16 protein-coding genes and 1 other RNA gene are annotated in these 17,944 nt (G+C 53.9%); 11 read left to right on the top strand and 6 right to left on the bottom strand.

The features are described from left to right. Window positions 1-153: 153 nt before the first annotated feature. The 9 genes from epd to J1779_RS25135 all read left to right on the top strand — a co-directional run bounded on the left by epd (window position 154) and on the right by J1779_RS25135 (window position 12,095). Window positions 154-1,170 (top strand): erythrose-4-phosphate dehydrogenase, encoded by a 1,017-nt coding sequence (gene epd / locus J1779_RS25175; RefSeq protein ID WP_122096071.1) that lies wholly within the window; start codon window positions 154-156, stop codon window positions 1,168-1,170. A gap of 73 nt (window positions 1,171-1,243) precedes the next feature. Continuing rightward, window positions 1,244-2,407 carry a phosphoglycerate kinase gene (gene pgk, locus J1779_RS25170; protein WP_056773202.1) on the top strand — a complete coding sequence of 388 codons (1,164 nt, stop codon included), beginning with the start codon at window positions 1,244-1,246 and terminating at the stop codon, window positions 2,405-2,407. 129 nt (window positions 2,408-2,536) lie between these two features. Then, window positions 2,537-3,616, top strand: coding sequence for a class II fructose-bisphosphate aldolase (fbaA, locus tag J1779_RS25165; protein WP_056773197.1), 1,080 nt, complete (start codon window positions 2,537-2,539; stop codon window positions 3,614-3,616). A 137-nt stretch (window positions 3,617-3,753) separates the two neighbouring features. Further along, a complete protein-coding gene (locus tag J1779_RS25160) occupies window positions 3,754-4,836 on the top strand; it encodes a LacI family DNA-binding transcriptional regulator (RefSeq protein ID WP_122096070.1) in 1,083 nt (360 codons plus the stop codon). Between the two features lie 137 nt (window positions 4,837-4,973). After that, window positions 4,974-8,072: a beta-galactosidase gene (locus J1779_RS25155; RefSeq protein ID WP_217205040.1), complete on the top strand. Its 3,099-nt coding sequence runs from the start codon at window positions 4,974-4,976 to the stop codon at window positions 8,070-8,072. Between the two features lie 60 nt (window positions 8,073-8,132). Beyond that, window positions 8,133-9,401 carry an MFS transporter gene (locus tag J1779_RS25150; protein WP_056773190.1) on the top strand — a complete coding sequence of 423 codons (1,269 nt, stop codon included), beginning with the start codon at window positions 8,133-8,135 and terminating at the stop codon, window positions 9,399-9,401. Window positions 9,402-9,535: 134 nt separating this feature from the next. Beyond that, window positions 9,536-10,423: a small-conductance mechanosensitive channel MscS gene (gene mscS, locus J1779_RS25145; RefSeq protein WP_056773188.1), complete on the top strand. Its 888-nt coding sequence runs from the start codon at window positions 9,536-9,538 to the stop codon at window positions 10,421-10,423. A gap of 182 nt (window positions 10,424-10,605) precedes the next feature. After that, a complete protein-coding gene (argO, locus tag J1779_RS25140) occupies window positions 10,606-11,223 on the top strand; it encodes an arginine exporter ArgO (protein WP_122096068.1) in 618 nt (205 codons plus the stop codon). A 116-nt stretch (window positions 11,224-11,339) separates the two neighbouring features. Beyond that, window positions 11,340-12,095, top strand: a complete 756-nt coding sequence (locus J1779_RS25135; RefSeq protein WP_122096067.1) for an oxidative stress defense protein — start codon at window positions 11,340-11,342, stop codon at window positions 12,093-12,095. A 67-nt stretch (window positions 12,096-12,162) separates the two neighbouring features. On the opposite strand, the gene J1779_RS25130 is transcribed toward J1779_RS25135, so the two are convergent. Then, window positions 12,163-13,065, bottom strand: coding sequence for a LysR family transcriptional regulator ArgP (locus J1779_RS25130; protein WP_056773177.1), 903 nt, complete (start codon window positions 13,063-13,065; stop codon window positions 12,163-12,165). A 227-nt stretch (window positions 13,066-13,292) separates the two neighbouring features. On the opposite strand from J1779_RS25130, the gene rpiA reads away from it, so the two are divergent. After that, the gene (rpiA, locus tag J1779_RS25125) at window positions 13,293-13,955 is read left to right on the top strand and encodes a ribose-5-phosphate isomerase RpiA (RefSeq protein ID WP_013576792.1); all 663 of its coding nucleotides are present in this window, start codon (window positions 13,293-13,295) and stop codon (window positions 13,953-13,955) included. Between the two features lie 349 nt (window positions 13,956-14,304). After that, window positions 14,305-15,543: a phosphoglycerate dehydrogenase gene (serA, locus tag J1779_RS25120; protein ID WP_122096066.1), complete on the top strand. Its 1,239-nt coding sequence runs from the start codon at window positions 14,305-14,307 to the stop codon at window positions 15,541-15,543. A gap of 102 nt (window positions 15,544-15,645) precedes the next feature. Here the strand turns inward: serA and ydgU are convergent, their stop codons facing one another. The 5 genes from ydgU to zapA all read right to left on the bottom strand — a co-directional run bounded on the left by ydgU (window position 15,646) and on the right by zapA (window position 17,712). Beyond that, complete coding sequence (ydgU, locus tag J1779_RS25860; protein ID WP_455769640.1) at window positions 15,646-15,726, bottom strand: small membrane protein YdgU; 81 nt, start codon at window positions 15,724-15,726, stop codon at window positions 15,646-15,648. Window positions 15,727-15,845: 119 nt separating this feature from the next. Further along, on the bottom strand, window positions 15,846-16,259 hold the full coding sequence (gene asr / locus J1779_RS25115) for an acid resistance repetitive basic protein Asr (protein WP_015698458.1): 414 nt from the start codon (window positions 16,257-16,259) through the stop codon (window positions 15,846-15,848). 257 nt (window positions 16,260-16,516) lie between these two features. Next, window positions 16,517-17,113: a 5-formyltetrahydrofolate cyclo-ligase gene (locus J1779_RS25110; RefSeq protein WP_217205039.1), complete on the bottom strand. Its 597-nt coding sequence runs from the start codon at window positions 17,111-17,113 to the stop codon at window positions 16,517-16,519. 38 nt (window positions 17,114-17,151) lie between these two features. Further along, a non-coding RNA gene (gene ssrS, locus J1779_RS25105) (6S RNA) lies at window positions 17,152-17,335 on the bottom strand. 47 nt (window positions 17,336-17,382) lie between these two features. Then, window positions 17,383-17,712: a cell division protein ZapA gene (zapA, locus tag J1779_RS25100; RefSeq protein ID WP_013576788.1), complete on the bottom strand. Its 330-nt coding sequence runs from the start codon at window positions 17,710-17,712 to the stop codon at window positions 17,383-17,385. Window positions 17,713-17,944 lie beyond the last annotated feature (232 nt).

The following is a 17,944-nucleotide window of genomic DNA, read 5'->3' as shown; positions in this document are numbered from 1 at the left end:
ACGTCGTGACCACGTTGTTAACGTGTCGGAAACCGATATTTTTCTGCTGTACCTATCGTGCGGGCAGATGATGATGGTGATTCACCGTAAACGCACGCTGCATTACTATAGGTGTTACTGATATTGAGTAACAACCGTGTAACAGGGAGAAGTATGCCAATACGTATTGCAATTAATGGCTTTGGTCGCATTGGCCGTAGCGTATTGCGCGCGTTATACGAATCCGGGCGTCGGGCGGAAATCTCCGTTATCGCTATCAATGAACTTGCCAGCCCTGAAGGGATGGCCCATCTGCTCAAATACGACTCCAGCCACGGGCGCTTCGCCTGGGATGTCCGCCAGGAAGGTGAAAACCTTTACGTCGGCGATGACTCAATCCGTCTTTTCCATCAGCCAGATGCCAGCCAGTTGCCATGGGGCGAACTGAGCATTGACGTGGTGCTTGATTGCACCGGCGTTTACGGCAGCCGCGAAGACGGCGAAACCCAGCTTGCGGCCGGGGCCAAAAAAATTCTGTTCGCGCATCCGGGCGGTCATGATCTTGACGCCACCGTCGTTTACGGTGTGAACCACCAGTTGCTCGAACGTCAGCACCGCATTGTCTCCAATGCGTCCTGCACCACCAACTGTATTATCCCTGTGATCAAGCTGCTTGATGATGCCTACGGCATTGAGTCCGGCACGGTGACAACCATCCACTCCTCAATGAATGACCAGCCGGTTATTGATGCGTACCATGCGGATTTACGCCGTACGCGCGCTGCCAGCCAGTCCATTATTCCGGTGGATACCAAGCTTGCCGCAGGGATCACGCGCATCATGCCGAAGTTCTGCGATCGCTTTGAAGCGATCTCCGTGCGCGTGCCGACCATCAATGTCACAGCCATTGATCTGAGCGTATTTGTCGAGGGTTCTGTGACGGTAGCGGAGGTGAACCAGCTGCTGCAAAAGGCCGCAACAGGTGCTTTTCGTGGTATAGTTGACTATACCGAACTACCATTAGTCTCGACAGATTTTAACCACGATCCCCACAGCGCCATCGTAGATGGAACGCAAACGCGGGTAAGTGGAAAGCACCTGATAAAAACATTGGTCTGGTGCGATAACGAGTGGGGTTTTGCTAACCGAATGTTGGATACAACATTGGCAATGTCCGCTAGCGGTTTCTAGTACGGTTGTTCCGGCCTCTCTGGCCGAAACCGCCTTCAAGCAACTTTAAAGAGAATCAACGAGAGGATTCACCATGTCTGTTATTAAGATGAGCGATCTGGATTTAGCAGGTAAGCGCGTATTGATCCGTGCGGATCTGAACGTGCCGGTTAAAGATGGCAAAGTAACGTCAGATGCACGTATCCGCGCTTCTTTACCTACCATCGAAATTGCCCTGAAACAAGGCGCACGCGTGATGGTTACCTCGCATCTGGGTCGTCCGACTGAAGGCGAATATAACGAAGAGTTTTCTCTGCTGCCGGTTGTTAACTACCTGAAAGAACATCTGAAATCACCAGTTCGTCTGGCGAAAGATTATCTGGATGGCGTGGAAGTTGCCGAAGGCGAGCTGGTTGTTCTGGAAAACGTTCGCTTTAACAAAGGCGAAAAGAAAGACGACGAAGCACTGTCTAAAAAATATGCTGCACTGTGTGACATCTATGTGATGGATGCATTCGGTACCGCGCACCGCGCGCAAGCTTCTACCCACGGCGTGGGCAAATTTGCTCCAATCGCCTGTGCGGGCCCTCTGCTGTCTGCAGAGCTGGAAGCACTGGGCAAAGCGCTGGGTAACCCGGCACGCCCGATGGTGGCTATCGTCGGTGGTTCTAAAGTCTCCACCAAACTGACCGTTCTGGATTCCCTGTCCAAAATCGCTGACCAGCTGATCGTTGGCGGTGGTATCGCTAACACCTTCGTTGCCGCACAAGGCAACAACGTCGGCAAATCCCTGTACGAAGCTGACCTGGTGGATACCGCAAGCAAACTGCTGGAAACCTGCGACATTCCGGTTCCTACGGATGTTCGTGTAGCCACTGAGTTCTCTGAAACTGCCGTTGCTACCGTGAAGTCTGTCAAAGACATCAAAGATGACGAACAAATTCTCGACATGGGCGACGAGTCTGCTTACCGCCTGGCTGAGATCATCAAAAACGCTAAAACCATTCTGTGGAATGGTCCTGTAGGCGTGTTCGAGTTCCCTAACTTCCGCAGAGGAACCGAAATTGTGGCGCAGGCCATTGCTGATAGCGAAGGTTTCTCTATCGCAGGCGGCGGCGACACCTTGGCGGCTATCGACCTGTTCGGTATCGCTGACAAAATTTCCTATATCTCCACTGGCGGTGGCGCATTCCTGGAGTTCGTTGAAGGGAAAGCACTGCCAGCGGTTGTGATGCTGGAAGAGCGTGCTAAGAAGTAATGAACCCTGAACAGGAAGCATAGGGTTTCCTGTTCTTCTTTGCCGCGCGAGGGGCTGCACAGTGGAACTCGCGCGACATAGCAAACCGATTCAATCCATCTACGGCCGACGAATACAGGACAAAGAACTATGTCTAAAATTTTTGATTTCGTAAAACCAGGCGTTATCACTGGTGATGATGTACAGAAAGTTTTCGCTATCGCTAAAGAAAACAAATTTGCTCTGCCAGCGGTTAACTGCGTAGGCACCGACTCTATCAACGCCGTTCTCGAAGCTGCTGCGAAAGTCCGTTCCCCGGTTATCGTTCAGTTCTCTAACGGTGGCGCTGCGTTCATCGCAGGTAAAGGCCTGAAAACTGACGTGCCACAAGGCGCGGCAATCCTGGGCGCAATCTCTGGCGCGCACCACGTGCACCAGATGGCAGAACATTACGGCGTGCCAGTTATTCTGCACACCGACCACTGCGCGAAAAAACTGCTGCCATGGATCGACGGTCTGCTGGACGCGGGTGAAGCTCACTTTGCTAAAACCGGCAAACCACTGTTCTCTTCTCACATGATCGACCTGTCTGAAGAATCTCTGGAAGAAAACATCGAAATTTGCAGCAAGTATTTAGCTCGCATGGCAAAACTCGATATGACTCTGGAAATCGAACTGGGTTGTACCGGTGGTGAAGAAGATGGCGTGGACAACAGCCATATGGATGCATCTGCACTGTACACTCAGCCACAAGACGTTGATTACGCATACGAAAAACTGAACGCAATCAGCCCGCGTTTCACTATCGCTGCGTCATTCGGTAACGTACACGGTGTTTACAAACCAGGTAACGTGAAACTGACTCCAACGATCCTGCGTGATTCTCAGGAATACGTGTGCAAGAAACACAACCTGCCACACAACAGCCTGAACTTCGTGTTCCACGGCGGTTCCGGTTCTACTGCAGCAGAGATCAAAGAATCTGTAGGCTACGGTGTTATCAAAATGAACATCGATACCGACACCCAGTGGGCTAACTGGGACGGCATCCTGCAGTTCTACAAGAAAAACGAAGCTTACCTGCAAGGTCAGTTGGGTAACCCGGAAGGCGCGGACAAACCTAACAAGAAATTCTATGATCCACGCGTATGGCTGCGTTCTGCACAGTCTTCCATGGTGACGCGCCTGGAACTGGCATTCAAAGAACTGAACGCAATCGACGTACTGTAATTCTTACGCTTCCGGTGCTTGACCACCGGAATGTGAGGATCCTAACCAAAGGGGCTTCGGCCCCTTTTTTATTGTCTGCTTTCCGGCCACAATAGCCCGTCATATATAATCCCGCCTGAATCCCCGAAGAGAGAGCCATGAAGCCAAAATCTGTCACCCTGGATGATGTTGCGCGCCACGCCGGTGTTTCCTATCAGACCGTTTCGCGCGTGCTCAATCAGGCGGCGCATGTCTCGTCAAAGACCCGCGATAAAGTCGAGAAGGCGATGGCGGCGCTGAACTATGTGCCGAACCGTGTTGCACAGCAGCTTGCCGGTAAACAAAGTTATACGCTGGGGCTGGCGACCACGGAACTGGCGCTGCATGCGCCGTCGCAGATTGCGTCTGCGGTCAAGACCCGCGCGAATCAGTTAGGGTTTAACGTGGTGATTTCGATGACCGACAACCTGAGCCTCGCCGCCTGCCGGACGGCGGTGAGCGAGCTGATGTCACAGCGCGTCGATGGCATCCTGATCAACGTGCCCTTGTCGAACGACAGTGCCGATGCCATTGCGCAGATGTGCGGCACCTTGCCGGCGCTGTTTCTGGATGTGGATCCTCAGGCGGATGTGTTTAAAATTCTCTTCGATCCGCATTGCGGCGCAGAGCAGGGCGTTGAGCATCTGCTGGCGCTCGGGCATCAGCAAATTGCCGTGCTGACAGGCCCGCTGGAGTCTGTTTCTGCGCGGCTGCGCTATGAAGGCTGGCTGGAGACGCTGAAAAAGCATCAGGTGACGCCCTGCGCGGTTCAGCACGGCGACTGGAGCGCGGCATCCGGCTACCAGCAGGCATTGTTATTGCTGAACCAGCCTGCGCGGCCTACCGCGATTCTGGTGGCTAACGATCAGATGGCATTGGGCGTGCTGCGCGCGGTGCACGAATTCGGCCTGCGCGTACCGGAGCATATTTCGGTTATCGGCTATGACGATACCGAAGACAGCGCTTTTTTCTTCCCGCCGCTCAGCACCATCAAACAGGATTTCCGCCTGCTGGGGCATGAAAGCGTCAACCGCCTGGTTGATCATCTGCATACCCATGGCGACAGCCGCCGTTCATCGCTGTTGCTGCCGACATCGCTGGTTGAACGCCACACCACGGCACCTGTCGGCGAAGCGAGCGTTTCTCAGGAAGCGTTATCGCAGGAGCTGATCCGCATCGCACGTCAGCTCAGCGCGCTGTAATTCTCAAAATCTGAACGACCCGACGCGGAATCTGTGATCCGCGTCCCTTTCCTGCACCCCTCTGCTTTACTTACTGCGCTATGTTACGCATGTTGACTTATATTGTGAGCGCATAACAATTTTGCAGAGGATAAATGATGAGTACATCAGCGGACGAAAAACTGTCATCACTGGCCGCCGTTCTGGCCCGTCGTGACTGGGAAAAACCGGCATCCACGCAGTACAACCGCCTTGCGGCGCACCCGCCATTCAACAGCTGGCGGGATGAAGCCCAGGCTAGCCAGAACAGTGCATCGCCGAATATCCGCTCGCTGAACGGTGAGTGGACCTTCAGCTATTTCACCCGCCCCGAAGCGGTGCCTGAACACTGGCTGAAGCAGGATCTGGCGGGAGCCGACCGCGTACAGGTGCCGTCTAACTGGCAACTTGCCGGGTATGACGCGCCGATTTACACCAACGTTCAGTATCCCATTCCGGTTAATCCGCCGTTTGTGCCCGAAGAAAATCCTACCGGTTGTTACTCGCTCACAGTTTCTGTGGATAATGCCTGGCTGAACAGTGGCCAGACGCGCATCGTGTTCAACGGCGTCAATTCTGCCTTCTATTTATGGTGTAACGGCCAGTGGATCGGGTATTCGCAGGACAGCCGTTTACCGGCGGAGTTCGATCTCAGCGGCGTCTTACAGGCGGGTGAAAACCGTCTGGCGGTGATGGTGCTGCGCTGGAGCGACGGCAGCTATCTGGAAGATCAGGACATGTGGCGCATGAGCGGGATCTTCCGTGACGTCAGCCTGCTGCATAAACCCTTTGAACAGATTACGGATTACCAGGTGCGCACGCATCTGTTCCACGGCTTTACGCAGGCCGAACTGGAAGTGCAGGTCAGCGCCGCCGTGCCACAGGAAAACGCGGCTGATTATCAGGTGCGCGTGCAGCTCTGGCAGGGCGACAAATCGATCGCAGAACATCAGCAACCGCTCGGCAGCGACATCATTGATGAACGCGGCGCGGCCTATGACCGCACCACGTTGCGTCTGCCGGTCACCCAGCCAGCATTGTGGAGCGCGGAACAACCTGCGCTTTACCGTGCGGTGGTGTCCCTGATTTCTCCGCAGGGCGAGCTTATTGAAGCCGAAGCCTGCGACGTCGGATTCCGTCAGGTGGAAATCAGCAACGGGCTGTTGAAAGTGAACGGCCAGCCGGTGCTGATCCGCGGCACTAACCGCCACGAACATCATCCTGAAAACGGTCAGGTGATGGACGAGGCGACCATGCGTCGCGACATCGTGCTGATGAAACAGCACAACTTCAACGCCGTGCGCTGTTCGCATTATCCCAACCATCCGTTGTGGTACAAACTTTGCGACGAATACGGCCTGTATGTGGTCGATGAAGCCAATATTGAAACTCACGGCATGCAGCCGATGAACCGTCTGTCGGACGATCCGGTGTGGTTCAACGCCTTCAGCGAACGCGTCACGCGCATGGTTCAGCGAGATCGCAACCATCCGTGCATCATCATCTGGTCACTGGGCAACGAATCCGGCCATGGCGCAAACCATGACGCGATGTACCGCTGGATCAAATCTGTCGACCCGACCCGCCCGGTGCAGTACGAAGGCGGCGGCGCCAACAGTGCGGCAACCGACATTATCTGCCCGATGTATTCCCGCGTTGAGCAGGACCAGCCATTCCCGGCGGTACCTAAATGGTCCATCAAAAAATGGATCAGCATGCCCGACGAAACGCGTCCGCTGATCCTTTGCGAATATGCCCATGCCATGGGTAACAGTTTTGGCGGCTTCGACAAATACTGGAAAGCGTTCCGCCAGTTCCCGCGTCTGCAGGGCGGTTTCGTCTGGGACTGGATCGATCAAAGTCTGCTGCGCACCGGCGAAGACGGCGAGCGTTATATGGCTTACGGCGGTGATTTTGGCGATACGCCAAACGACCGTCAGTTCTGCATGAACGGTCTGGTATTCGCCGATCGCACGCCGCATCCTTCCTTGTTCGAAGCGCAGCGCGCCCAGCAGTTCTTCCAGTTCACGCTGACCGGCACCTCGCCGCTGACGCTGGATATTCAGAGCGAATACCTGTTCCGCCACAGCGATAACGAGCAGCTGGTCTGGTGCATTGAACGTGACGGCGAAGTGGTGTCGCAGGGCGAAGCCGTGCTCAATATCGCGCCGAACGGCACACAAACTCTGAATCTGGGGGATATTCCGCAGGCGGAAGGGGATTTGTGGCTGAACGTCGCGGTGCATCAGCCGCAGGCGACCGCGTGGTCAGAAGCCGGACATCGCACCGCATGGGATCAGTGGCAACTTCCGCTGGCGCTCAGCCTGCCGGTGCCGGAGAAAATCTCCGCCGCTGCGCCGGTTCTGGATCAGCAGGGTGATGTGATTTCTGTGGTACACGGCGCGCAGCGCTGGCAGTTCAGTCAGCAAAGCGGTTTGCTGGAGCAATGGTTTGATGGCGAAACGCCGCGCCTGCTTTCTGCGCTGCGTGATCAGTTTGTCCGTGCGCCGGTGGATAACGACATCGGCGTCAGCGAAGTCACGCGAATCGATCCGAATGCCTGGGTGGAGCGCTGGAAAGCCGCCGGAATGTATCAGCTGGAATCGCGTCTGCTGAATATCTCCGCCGATCAGTTGCAGGACGGCGTGGCTATCGTCACCACGCACGCTTTCCTGGCGGGAGAGGAAACGCGCCTGTTAAGCCGCAAAACGTACCGCATCGACAATCAGGGCGAACTGCATATCAGTGTGGATGTGCGCGTGGCGTCGAACGTCCCGTCACCGGGGCGTATCGGGCTGACCTGTCAGCTGGCAGACACCGCCGAAAAAGCGAGCTGGCTGGGCCTCGGGCCGCATGAAAACTACCCGGACCGCCGTCTGGCTGCCCTGCACGGGCGTTGGACGCTGCCGCTCGGCGATCTGTACACACCTTACGTCTTCCCGACGGAAAGTGGTTTACGCCAGAACACCCGTGAGCTGGATTACGCCGGCTGGCAGTTGCGCGGCAATTTCCACTTTGGCCTGAGCCGCTACAGCCTGCAACAGCTGATGGACACCAGCCATCGCCACCTGTTGCGTGAAGAGCAGGGCACCTGGCTGAACATCGACGGCTTCCATATGGGGGTCGGCGGCGATGATTCGTGGAGCCCGAGCGTCAGCCCGGATTTCCTGCTGACCGCCGGTCAGTACCATTACGCCTTCACCTGGAAACGCATCTGACATCCCGCGCCGTGGCGTTAATACGCTGCGGCGCAGCATTCAGTCGCAAGGAAACTGCAAATGAATTACATGAAAAATACCAATTTCTGGATGTTCGGGCTGTTCTTCTTTTTCTACTTTTTCATCATGGGGGCCTATTTCCCGTTCTTCCCGATCTGGCTGCATGACATCAATCAGATCAGTAAAAGTGACACCGGCATTATCTTCGCCAGCATCTCGCTGTTCTCATTATTGTTCCAGCCGGTGTTCGGTTTACTCTCAGATAAACTGGGGCTGAAAAAGCATCTGTTGTGGATCATTACCGGCATGCTGGTGTTGTTTGCGCCGTTCTTTATCTACGTGTTCGGCCCGCTGCTGAAAGTGAATATTTATCTCGGATCGGTGGTCGGCGGCATCTATCTCGGGCTGATTTACAATGCCGGTGCGCCCGCCATTGAAGCCTATATTGAGAAAGTCAGCCGTCGCAGCAGCTTCGAATTTGGTCGTGCGCGGATGTTCGGGTGTGTCGGCTGGGCGCTGTGCGCGTCGGTGGTCGGCATTATGTTTACCATCAACAATGAGTTTGTGTTCTGGCTTGGCTCCGGCTGTGCGGTGATCCTCGCGATTCTGTTGCTGATCGCCAAACCGGAAGTCACTTCCAGCGCCCGCGTCGCCAACGATCTGGGCGCGAATACCAAACCGTTCAGCCTGAAAATAGCCCTTGAACTGCTGAAGGATCGCAAACTGTGGTTCCTGGCGTTGTATGTTATTGGCGTCTCCTGCACTTATGACGTCTTCGATCAGCAGTTTGCCAACTTCTTTACCTCGTTCTTTGCGTCTTCATCAGAAGGAACACGGGTCTTCGGTTATGTCACCACCATGGGCGAACTGCTGAATGCCTGCATCATGTTCTTCGCGCCGCTTATCGTGAACCGCATCGGGGGCAAAAATGCGCTGTTGCTGGCGGGGATGATTATGTCAGTGCGCATCATCGGCTCCTCCTTTGCCTCTTCGCCGGTTGAAGTGGTGGTGCTGAAAACCCTGCACATGTTTGAAGTGCCGTTCCTGATTGTCGGCTGCTTCAAATACATTACGTCGGTGTTTGAAGTGCGTTTCTCCGCGACGATTTATCTGGTGACCTTCTGCTTCTTCAAGCAGGTGGCGATCATGTTTATGTCGGTATTCGCTGGCAACATGTATGACCGTATCGGTTTCCACGGGACTTATCTGATCCTCGGTCTGGTGGCGCTGACGTTCACCGTCATTTCAGCCTTTACGCTCACCGGACGCGGTCCGTTGCAGGCGTTCAAAACGCCGGAGCCGTTGAAAAATCACCCTGCAAATTCCTAATTTCACGGGGTTATTGCCCCGGAAATTGGCACTTCATCGCATTGTTAGTTAACCTTTAAGCACAGTTGCTGCCCGTTAATCGGGCAGCTTTGGTTTCTTAAAACCCGTCAGGGTATTTTTTTGGGGTACTTTAAATGGATGATTTGAACGTTGTGGGCAGCATTAACAATGCGGGAAACTGGCTGGTGAGAAATCAGGCTTTACTGCTGCATTACGCCGTCAACATCGTCGCGGCAATCTTTATTCTGATTGTGGGGATGATTGTCGCCCGCATCGTCTCCGGTGCCGTCAGCCGGGTCTTAAAAGTTCGTGGCATTGATATCACGGTTTCCGATTTCCTTTCCGCCATGGTGCGCTACGCGATTATCGCGTTCACGCTGATTGCGGTGCTGGGGCGGATTGGCGTGCAAACCACGTCCGTGATCGCGGTCATCGGTGCCGCCGGTCTGGCCGTCGGCCTGGCATTGCAGGGTTCGCTGTCTAACTTTGCGGCGGGCGTTCTGCTGGTGATTTTCCGTCCGTTCCGTGCCGGTGAATATGTCGATCTCGGCGGTGTGGCGGGTACGGTGACTCAGGTACAAATTTTCTCGACCACCCTGCGCACACCGGACAACAAAATCATTGTGGTGCCAAACGGTAAAATCATCGCCGGTAACATCATCAACAATTCACGCGAACCGACCAGCCGTATCGACCTGACCATCGGCGTGGGTTATGACTCTGACGTTGATCTGGTGAAGAAGATCCTGTCCGATATCGTGACCGCCGACCCGCGTGTTTTGAAAGATAAAGACGTTGTGGTTCGCCTGAACGAAATGGCGGCTTCAACCCTGAATTTCATCGTGTACGCCTGGACCAGCAACGGTGATGCGCAGAGCGTGAAATGGGATCTGCTGGAATCGTTCAAACGCGCGCTGGATGAAAACAACATCAATATTGCTTACCCGCAGATGGATGTTCACCTTTATCAGGTGGCGAAAGCGGCAACCCAGCCGCAGGAAGAACGACGCACTTTCGACTAACCGATCCTTCCCGGATTCGGATTTTTTCAGGCGCCTGCGGGCGCCTTTTTCATGCCTGAAATATCACCGGCTTGATGATAAGCCGTTCTAATGGGTGATTAGAATTATCCATTTCCTCTTATGGCTGCAAAGCCCTTACACTGCGCGCATTCTCTGTTAATGACTGTTTGAAGGATAACAACGTGCTGGCAATTTTCCTGCAAGGACTGGCGATGAGCGCCGCGATGATTTTACCGATCGGCCCGCAGAATGCGTTTGTGATGAACCAGGGCATCCGCCGTCAGTATCACCTGATGATTGCCGGATTATGCGCCCTGAGCGACATTGCGCTGATTTGCGGTGGCATCTTTGGCGGCAGCGCGCTGCTGAGTCAATCCCCGACATTGCTGTTGCTGGTGAGCTGGGGCGGCGTGGCATTTTTGCTGTGGTATGGCTGGGGCGCATTTCGTACGGCATTCAGCAAAAATCCTGAACTGGCGCAGGCGGAAGTGGCGAAGCAAAGCCGTTGGAAAATCGTAGTCAGCATGATGGCTGTCACCTGGCTCAATCCGCACGTTTATCTCGATACGTTTGTGGTGCTCGGCAGTCTGGGCGGCAGCCTGAACGCAGATGAACGCTCGTGGTTTGCACTCGGCGCAGTCAGCGCATCCATTATCTGGTTCTTCGGGCTGGCGATCCTCGCGGCCATGCTCGCCCCCTGGCTTAACACCGGCAAAGTACAGCGGGTGATTAACGCGGTTGTCGGCACCATCATGTGGGGAATCGCTATTCAGCTGGCGCGTCAGACCGGGATCTTTTAAGTTTTATGACAGAGTAAGTTTTTGTCACTAATCTTAGTTTCTGTTGTAACGGATTATGCTACGGTTTCGCAGTTAATACGTTTATTGCCATATCTTTGATGATTAATGGAGGCACTGTGAAACTGAAAGCATTGACTGTTGCAGCGATGTTGGGATTAGGGACATTACCGCTGGCGTTGCAGGCGGCAGAATTACCTGCCGGGCCGCACGTCGTGACCTCAGGAACGGCGAGCGTTGACGCCACGCCGGATATCGCCACGCTGGCGATTGAAGTGAACGTCTCTGCGAAAGATGCCGCCAGCGCCAAGAAACAGGCTGATGAGCGAGTGGCAGAGTACTTTGCTTTCCTGCAGAAAAACGGCATTGAGAAGAAAGACATCAATGCAGCGAATTTACGTACTCAGCCGGAGTATGACTACCTGAAAGACGGAACGTCACAGCTGAAAGGCTACCGCGCCGTGCGTCAGGTTCAGGTCACCTTGCGTCAGCTGGATAAACTGAATGAACTGCTGGATGGCGCGCTGAAATCCGGCCTGAATGAAGTGCGTGCCGTTGAGCTGGGCGTGGCGAATCCGGATCGTTTCCGCGATGAAGCGCGTCAGAAAGCCATTGATAACGCCACGCAGCAGGCAAAATCGCTGGCCGAAGGTTTCCACACCACGCTGGGGCCGGTCTACAGCATCCGTTATCACGTGGCTAACTACCAGCCGATGCCGGTGGCGCGCATGTATAAAACCGCCGAAGCCGCAGGGCAGAGCGATGTCGCGCAAACCTACGAGCAGCAAAGCATTCACTTCGACGATCAGGTCGATGTGGTGTTCGAATTGCAGCCTCAGGCACCCGCAGCACCAGCACCAGCACCTGCTCAGTAAGAATGATTCTGTAGAAATGAAAAAACCCGCTCAGGCGGGTTTTTTCATTTTTGGGTGAGCAGGAAGGTCAGTCCTGGCGCAGAACCTGATGCCCGTGGGCCAGCAGCGCATCGGTGACTTTACGCATCATGCGGCTTTCCGGCGCAAAACGGTGCCAGTAAAGCATACGGCGCTGGAACAGGCCCGGCGTCAGGTCGATCAGTTCGCCGCTTTCCAGTTCTTTCTCGATTTGCAGATGCGGGATCATGCAGCAGGTCGTGCCCTGACGCGCCAGCTGCACGAAGGCTTCCGACGAGTTAACGATATGACACGGCACACTGCCCGGCGACAAATCGAAGTTCTGTTGCAGGAAGGCCTGATGCATATCGTCGAGGTGGTCAAACGCCACCGCAGGCGCTTTCAGCAAGGCGGAGCGGGTGACGCCGTTCGGAAAATAGCGATCGGCAAAGGGTTTGGAACCGACAAACAGATAGTCCAGCGCGCCCAGTTGATCGACCAGACAGCTCGGCAGCGGCTGTGGCTGAATACTCACCGCACCGACCACTTCACCGCGACGCAGACGTTCCTGCGTGCGTGTTTCATCTTCGACCTGCAAATTCAGGCGGATAGGGGAGTCGACCAGCACCGATTTCAGCGCCGGTAACAGCCAGGTCGCCAGACTGTCGGCGTTGACCGCCAGCGAAAGCAGCAGTGGCGTATCATTACTGTCGCTGTTGCTGTCACTGCCCAGCCACTCTTCTTCCAGCAATTCCACCTGATGCAGCAAGGCCAGTAATTTCTGTCCCTGCTCGGTCGGGCGGGGTGGAACGGTACGCACCAGCAGCGGTTGGCCGAATAAATTTTCCAGTTGCTTAATACGCTGAGAGACGGCCGATTGTGTGATGCAAAGCTTCTGTGCGGCGCGTTCAAAACCGCGCTCACGGATGACCGCGTCCAGTGCCTGCAACGTTCTATAGTCCGGGCGTTTCATCGGAGTTCTGTCCCTTGGGTTCAATATTATCCGGACACTATGCCACAGTTTGTCAGTTTTTGTGGTGAGGAAAATCTTGGTGTTTGCAGCGCAATTGCACTTAATAAGTGTGAGCTGGTCACGCTCTTGGCTGCCCAATCTGCCGGGACATGCTTTATAATCACCGGCACAATTCGTTTCACCGAACTATTCACGCCACTTTCGGGTTATCAGACAGAGAAGCCATTATGACGCAGGAAGAATTGAAGAAAGCAGTCGGCTGGGCCGCACTGGATTACGTTACGCCGGGCACCATTGTCGGTGTTGGTACCGGATCCACCGCCGCGCATTTCATTGATGCACTGGGGTCCATCAAAGGCCAGATCGAAGGCGCAGTCTCCAGCTCCGACGCGTCTACCGCAAAACTGAAAAGCCTTGGCATCCATGTTTTCGACAGTAACGAAGTCGATTCGCTGGATGTGTATGTCGACGGCGCGGATGAAATCAACGGTTCAATGCAAATGATCAAAGGCGGCGGCGCAGCGCTGACCCGCGAAAAAATCATTGCGGCGATTGCCAAAAAATTCATCTGTATTGTGGATGCCTCCAAACAGGTCGATGTGCTGGGTAAATTCCCGCTGCCGGTGGAAGTGATCCCGATGGCGCGCTCCTATGTTGCGCGTGAGCTGGTGAAACTCGGCGGCCTGCCGGAATACCGTCAGAATGTGCTGACAGATAACGGTAACGTGATCCTCGATGTGCATAACCTGAACATTCTGGATGCCGTCGCGATGGAAAATAAGATCAACAGCATTGCCGGTGTGGTGACCGTTGGCCTGTTCGCCAACCGTGGCGCAGACGTGGCGCTGGTCGGGACTTCCGAAGGCGTGAAAACCGTTAAACTGAAGTAATGACGATATAAGCAGAAGATCTGGCTGCTTTAGCTCAAAGCAGCCAGCCTCCGCCTTGTCATCCCGCTGTCATAACGCAATGTTATGAAGATGATAATTTTCTGGTTGAATCATCTTTTCTTCAAAGGCTTTAATTTGGTGACTTATGTCACATTTCAGTATTTCTCCTCCTGAACGTCTGGCGCTGTAAAATCTAACCAGCATGAAATGCTAAAAACCAACAGGCACGGTGAGCCTTCTGCTGCCTGGCAGGCAATCGTTTGTATTGATGATGGCGGATTTTTTGTTATGTTGGCTGTGAGCAATCACCTCGCAGTTCGAATTCAGCCAGAAAATATAGGGTCGGGAAATGGCAAAAGTATCACTTGAGAAAGACAAGATTAAATTTTTGTTAGTGGAAGGCGTCCACCAAAGTGCGGTTGATACACTCCGTGCCGCGGGTTACACCAATATTGAATTTCACAAAGGTGCTTTAGATACTGAATCGCTGAAAGAGTCGATTCGTGATGCGCACTTTGTTGGACTCCGATCGCGTACTCAGCTGACCGAAGAAGTGTTCCAGGCAGCAGAAAAACTGGTGGCTGTTGGGTGTTTCTGTATCGGGACCAATCAGGTTGATCTGAAAGCCGCCACGCGTCGCGGTGTTCCGGTGTTCAACGCACCGTTTTCTAACACCCGCTCAGTAGCCGAAATGGTGCTGGGTGAAATGTTGCTGATGATGCGCGGTATTCCTGAAGCGAATGCGAAAGCGCACCGTGGTATCTGGAACAAGCTGGCCGTCGGTTCATTTGAAGCACGTGGCAAACGTCTGGGTATCATTGGTTACGGCCATATCGGTACGCAGCTGGGCATCCTGGCAGAAAGCCTCGGGATGCGCGTGTTCTACTACGACATCGAAAGCAAATTGCCGTTGGGTAATGCGCAGCCAATTGCTTCGTTGCAGGAACTGCTTAATACCAGCGACGTCGTGACGCTGCATGTGCCCGAAACCGCCGGGACAAAAGACATGATTTCTGAAGTGCAGCTGGCGCAGATGAAGCCGGGCGCGCTGCTGATCAACGCCTCGCGCGGCACGGTCATCGACATTCCTGCTCTGTGCAATGCACTGCGCAGCAAACATCTTTCCGGTGCGGCGATCGACGTCTTCCCGGAAGAGCCAGCGACCAACAGCGATCCTTTCAATTCTCCGCTGTGTGAATTCGACAACGTGCTGCTGACGCCGCACATTGGCGGTTCGACCATGGAAGCGCAGGAAGGTATCGGCCTCGAAGTGGCAGGCAAACTGGCGAAATACTCTGACAACGGTTCAACACTGTCAGCGGTTAACTTCCCGGAAGCCTCTTTGCCAGCACACACTGAGAAAGCCAGCCGTCTGTTGCATATCCACGAAAACCGTCCGGGCGTGCTGACCAGCATCAACCAGATTTTTGCGGAGCAGGGCATCAACATCGCCGCGCAGTATCTGCAGACCAGCCCGGAAATTGGTTATGTGGTTATCGATGCGGAAACAGATATCGCGACGCTGACTACCGCGTTACAGCTGATGAAAGCGATCCCGGGAACCATTCGTGCCCGTTTGCTTTACTGATCGTATCAGCCATAAATGACAAAGCCGCCGAAAGGCGGTTTTTTTGTGTCTGCATAAAGTGGAATGTCAGGTTTTTAAGCGTCCTGGAAGGCGCTTCATGTTTCAGAAGTAAAAGGAGAGGGTGATCAATCCGCAGAGGATCATGGATGAAAAGGTGATTTCGAACAGGTAGCGGCGCAGCATCATCTGTCAGTACCTCCGGATAGACACTGGAGAAAAAAACACCCGGCGAACCGGGTGTTAAATTATTCAGTCTTGATAAATGTGAGCAGATGCGTTCACAAAGACTTCTGGTTTACTTCTTATGCTGCTGGTGTTGCTTTTGCAGCCGGAGCAGCTTTCTTAGCATGTTTCACGTGTTTCTTGGCAGCCTGGGCTTTCTGAGCAACCGGAGCCGCTTTCTTAGCGTGTTTCACGTGTTTCTTGGCAGCCTGGGCTTTCTGTGCAACCGGAGCTGCTTTCTTAGCATGCTTCACGTGTTTTTTTGCTGCTTGTGCTTTCTGAGCCACTGGCGCTTTTTTGGCTGCTTTTTTGTGTTTCTTGGCTGCCTGAGCTTTCTGAACAGGTTTCTTGTGGGCTTTATGCTTGGTGGCATGAGCCGGAGCTGCCGTTGTTGTGGTCGCAGCAGGCGCCGGAGTTGCTGTAGTTTCAGCAGCGAAAGCGACAGAAGACAGGCCCATTGCAGCGGCTACAACCAGAGCTAATACTTTTTTCATCGTTTATTCCTCAAGAATTTTGGTTTGTGTGTCTACCCCACTGCGGGGCCGATGAGAGAATAGTATGCGTGTCGGCTCAGGTTGTCCGTGAGTGAATGGTTTCGGCGTGTAACGCTATGTATAAATGAAAAATAACAGAAATTTCAATGAGTTAATTTGGTTTTGTGTCTTGGTGCTGGTTTTTTAGAGGCTTAGTTACAACATACTGATGGGGCTTGTACGCTGTCATGTGCAGGCATCAGGATCCGTGACGGGTTTCACCACGTCCACATTTTTCCGGGGGTAATGACTTCCGGCAAAGGTACGTCCCAGTGCTCGGCTGGCAATGCATCGACCTGCTGACAGTCATGCGCTAACCCTATCGGATAAGGCCCGCCATCCTCCCAGTGCTCCAGCGTGCGGTCATAAAAACCTCCGCCCATACCAAGGCGCTGCCCGTGATTATCGAACGCAACCAGCGGCGTCAGGATAATATCCAGTCGTGAGAGTGGAATCACCTGCGTGACATCCAGACCTGGTTCGAGGATCTTCAGACGATTGCGAACCAGCGGTGTATCCGGCGCATAGCGCAGAAACAATAAATGATGAGGCGAAAACGGATGCAGAACCGGCAGGCAAAGTTGTTTGCCTTCCTGCCATAAACGCGCAATCAACGGGGCGGTATCCAGCTCACCGTCAAAAGACAGAAACACAGATACTGTTTTAGCTGCCTGAATTTTGGGATGCGAAACGATACGTTCTGCCGCCTGAAGGGCGAAATCAGCTTGCTGCCCGGGTGTCAGGTTTTTTCTGCGTTGGCGTATTTCGGTGCGAAGGTGTTGTCTTGCTGAAGCGTACTGGGGTGTGTGCGACATAGATACATTGACCAGGATGGGATGTACCGAAAGAAAGGGGAATCTCCGAGATGCCGTCGCAGGCTGTAACCCTTGAACCCATGGTTCAAGGTGAACGTGCTGTCGCAATCTTTAGGCTTCTCGGACGGACCGAGCATGCGCACCGATTACGGATCATCACATTCTGTTGGTACTAATTATCGGCTCAGGGGACGGGCCCGCTGGCGAACATCTCAGAGAAATTTTTTACCGTTTCTGACGACCTGTGACCAGTCAGTCAGCAACGCGTGTTATTCGAAAGGCGCCCCTTCACGTTCAGAGATCCGGCCTTGTTCGAGCAGTGCCTGCTCGATGGTTTGTTGCAGCATCCGGATACGTTGTTCCATATTGGATGCGTAATCGCGAGTTTTCAACCTTTCCTGAGCAAGTTCGTGACATACGTTCAATGCCGCGATGAAAACCAGTTGCTCTGTATTGGTGACTCTAGTGCGAACTTTCAGATCTTGCAACCGCTGATTAAGATCTTCAGCTGCCAGATTCAGTGCTTCCTGTTGTTCTGGCGGACAATTCACTCGTAAAGAGCGACCAAAAATTTGAATATCTACCGGTTGTGCAGACATGCCACCTTCCTGCTAATTTATTCGTCCGCCCCAACGTGACCACTACGACCTGGCGCAGGATGTTGGAAGCGGGCGCCACTATAACTATCTCAATACCAGGTTACAACCCCATGGCTGGCTGACTGCTGCCCGATTGTTCAGAGCAGGTCATTCATACCTTAGTACGCCCAATCACAGGCTGCTAATCTGGTACTACGACAGACCTTGGTGGTAGCATAACACGAACTTATCC

Source organism: Rahnella rivi, from assembly GCF_019049655.1.
Classification (GTDB): domain Bacteria; phylum Pseudomonadota; class Gammaproteobacteria; order Enterobacterales; family Enterobacteriaceae; genus Rahnella; species Rahnella rivi.
Note: the sequence above shows the minus strand (reverse complement) of the source record. Positions and strands in the feature narration are given on the sequence as shown.

What these genes read in the sequence shown, in the direction of transcription:
- epd (WP_122096071.1), top strand. Translation starts at nt 154, where the DNA reads ATGCCAATACGTATTGCAATTAATGGCTTTGGTCGCATTGGCCGTAGC.
- pgk (WP_056773202.1), top strand. Translation starts at nt 1,244, where the DNA reads ATGTCTGTTATTAAGATGAGCGATCTGGATTTAGCAGGTAAGCGCGTA.
- fbaA (WP_056773197.1), top strand. Translation starts at nt 2,537, where the DNA reads ATGTCTAAAATTTTTGATTTCGTAAAACCAGGCGTTATCACTGGTGAT.
- J1779_RS25160 (WP_122096070.1), top strand. Translation starts at nt 3,754, where the DNA reads ATGAAGCCAAAATCTGTCACCCTGGATGATGTTGCGCGCCACGCCGGT.
- J1779_RS25155 (WP_217205040.1), top strand. Translation starts at nt 4,974, where the DNA reads ATGAGTACATCAGCGGACGAAAAACTGTCATCACTGGCCGCCGTTCTG.
- J1779_RS25150 (WP_056773190.1), top strand. Translation starts at nt 8,133, where the DNA reads ATGAATTACATGAAAAATACCAATTTCTGGATGTTCGGGCTGTTCTTC.
- mscS (WP_056773188.1), top strand. Translation starts at nt 9,536, where the DNA reads ATGGATGATTTGAACGTTGTGGGCAGCATTAACAATGCGGGAAACTGG.
- J1779_RS25130 (WP_056773177.1), bottom strand. Translation starts at nt 13,065, where the DNA reads ATGAAACGCCCGGACTATAGAACGTTGCAGGCACTGGACGCGGTCATC.
- rpiA (WP_013576792.1), top strand. Translation starts at nt 13,293, where the DNA reads ATGACGCAGGAAGAATTGAAGAAAGCAGTCGGCTGGGCCGCACTGGAT.
- serA (WP_122096066.1), top strand. Translation starts at nt 14,305, where the DNA reads ATGGCAAAAGTATCACTTGAGAAAGACAAGATTAAATTTTTGTTAGTG.
- ydgU (WP_455769640.1), bottom strand. Translation starts at nt 15,726, where the DNA reads ATGCTGCGCCGCTACCTGTTCGAAATCACCTTTTCATCCATGATCCTC.
- asr (WP_015698458.1), bottom strand. Translation starts at nt 16,259, where the DNA reads ATGAAAAAAGTATTAGCTCTGGTTGTAGCCGCTGCAATGGGCCTGTCT.
- J1779_RS25110 (WP_217205039.1), bottom strand. Translation starts at nt 17,113, where the DNA reads ATGTCGCACACACCCCAGTACGCTTCAGCAAGACAACACCTTCGCACC.
- zapA (WP_013576788.1), bottom strand. Translation starts at nt 17,712, where the DNA reads ATGTCTGCACAACCGGTAGATATTCAAATTTTTGGTCGCTCTTTACGA.